This is a genomic window from Vallitalea sp., from assembly GCF_025211055.1.
Lineage (GTDB): Bacteria > Bacillota > Clostridia > Lachnospirales > Vallitaleaceae > Vallitalea.
Genome location: NZ_JAOARO010000037.1, coordinates 1 through 2,746, shown reverse-complemented (window position 1 = coordinate 2,746; position 2,746 = coordinate 1). Strand labels below are relative to the sequence as shown.

The 2,746-nt window shown below is 32.1% G+C and carries 2 protein-coding genes; one reads left to right on the top strand and one right to left on the bottom strand.

Annotation, left to right across the window (positions count from 1 at the left end):
- Positions 1-331 precede the first annotated feature (331 nt).
- Entirely contained in the window at positions 332-1,138 is an 807-nt protein-coding gene (locus tag N4A55_RS05040) for a class I SAM-dependent methyltransferase (RefSeq protein ID WP_293754415.1), read from the bottom strand.
- A gap of 649 nt (positions 1,139-1,787) precedes the next feature.
- On the opposite strand from N4A55_RS05040, the gene N4A55_RS05035 reads away from it, so the two are divergent.
- Positions 1,788-2,465 (top strand): PBECR4 domain-containing protein, encoded by a 678-nt coding sequence (locus N4A55_RS05035; protein ID WP_293754414.1) that lies wholly within the window; start codon positions 1,788-1,790, stop codon positions 2,463-2,465.
- Positions 2,466-2,746: the final 281 nt, after the last annotated feature.

The window sequence follows — 2,746 nt, the reverse complement described above, 5'->3', positions numbered from 1 at the left end:
TGTCCTTTGTATAGTAACTCACGAACCATGTGAATTCCAAAAAACCTTGTACCACCTAAAACTAATATTTCCACTTAAATTCCTCCTTTAAATTCAAAATGTAATTACACTCCATAATACTAGTACATAATGTTGCCTAACGTTTCAGTATTTCCGACGTTTCAGCACCTTAGAAGGAGTTGCTCATGCCCTGCCAAAGGCTAATGCAACGACTGTCGCGACGCGCTTAGGTGGTGGAATGTGTGAGGGCTGACCCAAGAGGAATACCCTTCCCGAACGAACGGAAATACATTGTTATAAGATGTATCCTCCACAGACCCGCGAAGCTATACTATATTTTTCTGCATATATATAACCCATGATTACTCATCCCTAATATACTTTTTTCTTTACAGTTTTGTATATGATACTCTAACCATATTTTAAACTCATCTTCACTTAAATTATCTACATATTCTCTTAATAATGGACTAATACCATCTGTTCCAATATGTTCTACTTCTTGAATATCAAATTGTTCCATCATTTCTTCTACCTCTCGTGGTGAAGTAAAATATGCATCAGTCCAAAAACAATCCTTATCTCCATCTCTTATTATACCATCTATCACAATCTTATCTACTAACTCTGAGTTTAATAGTTCATCATTACCTTTCATTAACATAGGCATAATAAAATGTTTATTTATATATGCTACCACCAGTAGACCACCTTTATTTAATACCCTTAAACATTCACTAATACACTTTTTTCTGTCTACTTCTGTTAATAAGTGATATATGGGTCCCATACACAACACTACATCAAATGAATTATCTTTGAATTGTGATAAATCTATTGCATTTAAAACCCCAGTTTCAATATTTAATTCCTCTTTACAACTATGTTCTTCCAACTTTCTATTCATTATATTTACATGTTTTGGTACGATATCTCCTGCAAATACTTTATGTCCTTTACTTGCATAATGAAAAGCATAAACACCTGTACCTGCTGCAACATCAATTATCTTTGAATTACTTGGTATTATTTCATCTAAAACTCTTGTAGTAGTTAAAAGCTCTACCTTCCTAGCATTATTTGTTGTTAATCTACCTTCTTCATCATATTCATTATAATAATTGATCAACCTATTCATTGTTACCTCCTTAGCTCTTTTGACCCAAAATCATTACCCCGATATGTGGCGGATATGTCTTCATAACGTTTCGTATTGCCGACGTCCACTTTGACCCAAAAAATAATCTACTTAGAAAGTGGATGTGCGAAGCGAACGGCAATATTGTGTTATCCGACGTTTCGACGAGTTGGTGGGGAATTGAAATTGGGATGAATGGTTCTAAAGTTGGGTTTTATGTATATATTATAACATATAACATAGGCGACATTTAATATTAAATCAAAAATTAGAAAATGTTTTTATTATGCCATTAGTTCTTAAAGTCGTGGTAATGTCGTAGGGAATTGGGTATACTTATAATAGGTATAAAAACATCTAAGATATGCAAAAATCAAAATGTTACAGTAAAATGGTTGACAGGTGTATGCCAAGGTGTTAAAATATACCTATAACAAAGCAACCCACTAATGGTGTTACTTTATCAGAGTGGAACGAATAAATAAAATCAAGAATATTATTTTATAAATATGGTCGGTGTGGAGACACAAAACCCACATCTTTTGGTCGGAATGAAGACCTAAAACTCATTTCCATTGCAGAGTAAACTGCTAAAAATCAGTAAAAGGATGGCGATGGTCATCCTTTTATTATTGGGGGAGAATAACAAATGTCAGAAATTAGCTTTAAGGAACGTGTGAAAAATATTTTGATTGATGAATCAAAAGCTTATAAACAAAACTATGTTGATTATGAATATTTAATATGCTCAAATGCATTTAAGATAAAAGATTCTTATATTATTGATGCAAAAGAAGATAATTATCAGCATTTAACAGGGGTACACTCTTTAATAAGTCCGCAGGATTTTTTTAATAAATGTTATAATGGTACATTGTCTGAAAATGATTTTGATTTTATTAAGAGAAGGCAAAGTGAAAAATCGGTAAAAGGTTCTGTTAGAAGAAAGATAAAAGTCTTACCTAATATGATGAATATTTTCCAAAAAGATATTATGGTAGAAGAAACTTTTGTAAAAAACAAAGTAACATGTGCATTTGCAACAACAGACCAACAATGTACATTAGGATTTGTTGATAACTTAAAAGCAAGACCAATGTCATTGATAAAAGGTAATGAACTTAACGACAATAAAGCTCAAAGAATTAACTTATTATTAAGAAAAAAATCAGATGAAGAAAAATTTAATGAAGTGATGATTGGCGATTTAAAAACATTACTGCAATATTATAGTACAATAAAAAATTATATTGATGAAAATATTATTCAAAGTCAAATAAAAACATCTGAGGATGAAACTGCAGCAAGTAGTGAAATTAAAAATTAAACTAGTGTATATAAAATAAAATATTACATGCCACAACACCTCTACCAACTCAAAGAGGTGTTTTTATTATACCCAAATTTAATTATATCTGCTTGAGTTTTACTTGGGTGGAATACTTGGGGTTTTAGAGGAATGTTGGATAATGTACCGTATTTCCGACGTCTCTGAACTGGACTGGCAGAGCCCTTCTTCGAAGGCGGTGCTTGCACCCAGTGAAGAGATGTGCGTAGCGAACGGAAATATATTGTTAGGCGATGTTATGTACGGAAGCTTCCATGATA